Here is a 1,847-nt window from a genome sequence, read left to right as displayed (position 1 = left end):
CAAAAAATTAAGCTGAAAAGTGAGCACCAAACCGAACACCTGATAAAACTACCATGATCACGAATACGCTAAATTTCTCAGAATCCAGGATATAATTAATAAATTGCTACCCGGATGGGTACACTATATTTCCCATTCGATAGTATACTACCATGCTAAGAGAACTATTTCTTGTTATACTGACTTTTGTCTCACCCGCTTGGTTAGTCGCTCAGGCACCAACCTCGGTTGCGCTCACTCCTCCTATGGGCTGGAACAGTTGGAACTGCTTCCGGGAAGATGTTTCGGCTGAAAAGGTAATGGCTATTGCTGATGCGATGGTTGCTTCCGGCATGCGAGATGTAGGGTACCAGTATATCATTATTGATGATGGGTGGATGACCGACCAGCGTGACCAGGCCGGGCATATCGTCGTAGATTCTACCAAATTTCCCAACGGAATAAAAGCACTCGCTGATTATATCCACGGTTTAGGGTTGAAGTTTGGGATCTACTCCGCGCCGGGTCGCTACACCTGCCAGAAGCTGATGGGCAGCTACGGCTACGAGCAAATTGATGCCAACGACTACGCTGCCTGGGGAGTAGATTATCTAAAATACGATTGGTGCAACTATCCGGGAACCCGGGAGCAAGCGATGAATACCCCGGCGGAAGACTGCCAACAAGCGTACGAACTAATGCGGGATTGTCTGCGAAACACCGGACGGCCGATTGTCTACAGCGTTCATAGCACCTGTTCGGGCGAGCGAAAAAATTCTTTCCCATGGATCACTGACGTTGTACATATGCACCGCTCGGGCGATGATATTAAAGATAACTGGGACCGGATGCTCTACTGCTTGGAAAGTACCGCCGATTTGTGGCACTACGCCCAACCGGGCTTCTGGAACGATCCTGATATGCTGGAAGTAGGCAACACCACCCAGGAGCGACTGTGGGGCGGGATTGATAGTACCAAGATGACCACCCTAGAGTACCGCACCCACTTTAGTATATGGTGTATGGTGGCTGCGCCGCTCATTGCGGGTAATAATTTAGCCACGATGACCGAAGAGATCACGCAGATATTGACAAATCACGCGTTGGTTGCGGTCAATCAGGACTCCTTGGGAAAGCAGGGGAGAAGGGTTCGAAATGAGGGGGCACTGGAAGTATGGGTAAAGGAACTAGCAGGTAACCGTCGGGCGGTAGCTTTGCTAAACCGCAGCGATCAACCGGCCAATATCGCCTTCAGTTGGGAAGAAGCTGATGTAACTGGTGAGCACACCGTACGAAACTTATGGACCCAGGAGGATGTTGGGGATTTTCAGGAAGCCTATCAAGGACAAGGTATTGCTGCTCACGATGCTTTGGTGTTACTGTTAACGCCCAAATAGTCCAGTATGATCAATCTTAGTAAGTACTTCATTAGCTGTGTTTTATTATATCTATTCCTCCTAGCTTCGGTATTCGCGCAGCAGACTACCCAACCCCGGGTTATTGTAACGACTGATGGTGAGTTTGACGACCGTTGCTCCCTGGTTCGGTTTCTACTCTACGCTAATGAGTTTGATGTCCAAGGAATTATTCACTCCAGCTCAAAATTTCACTGGAAAGGAAACGATACTACCGAAAGTTGTCAGTGGCCGGGTGTCGCCTGGATAGACAAACACTTGCAGGCTTACGCTCAGGTACATCCAACCCTTATTCAGCACGATGCGAAGTATCCTGAGCCGTCGTACCTGGAGCAACTAGTGTACGAGGGAAATACCGAGTTGGCGGGAGATATGGCTGCTGAAACCCCCGGCTCTAACCGAATTGTAGAAGTACTCCTTAAGTCTGATACTACTCCCGTATGGTTACAGGCC

At 49.1% G+C, this 1,847-nt stretch carries 2 protein-coding genes; both read left to right on the top strand.

Annotated elements, in window-relative coordinates; all coding sequences use genetic code 11:
- The first annotated feature begins 152 nt into the window (after positions 1–152).
- Complete coding sequence (locus tag WBA23_RS25610; RefSeq protein WP_424585121.1) at positions 153–1,376, top strand: glycoside hydrolase family 27 protein; 1,224 nt, start codon at positions 153–155, stop codon at positions 1,374–1,376.
- A 6-nt stretch (positions 1,377–1,382) separates the two neighbouring features.
- Positions 1,383–1,847 (top strand): nucleoside hydrolase-like domain-containing protein (locus WBA23_RS25605; RefSeq protein WP_424585120.1); only part of this gene is annotated, 465 nt, incomplete at its 3' end.

The sequence above is a fragment of the Tunicatimonas sp. genome, from assembly GCF_049647865.1.
In the GTDB taxonomy this organism is placed as follows: Bacteria; Bacteroidota; Bacteroidia; order Cytophagales; family Cyclobacteriaceae; genus Tunicatimonas.
This window is presented reverse-complemented; position numbering and strand designations above follow the sequence as displayed.

What these genes read in the sequence shown, in the direction of transcription:
- WBA23_RS25610 (WP_424585121.1), top strand. Translation starts at nt 153, where the DNA reads ATGCTAAGAGAACTATTTCTTGTTATACTGACTTTTGTCTCACCCGCT.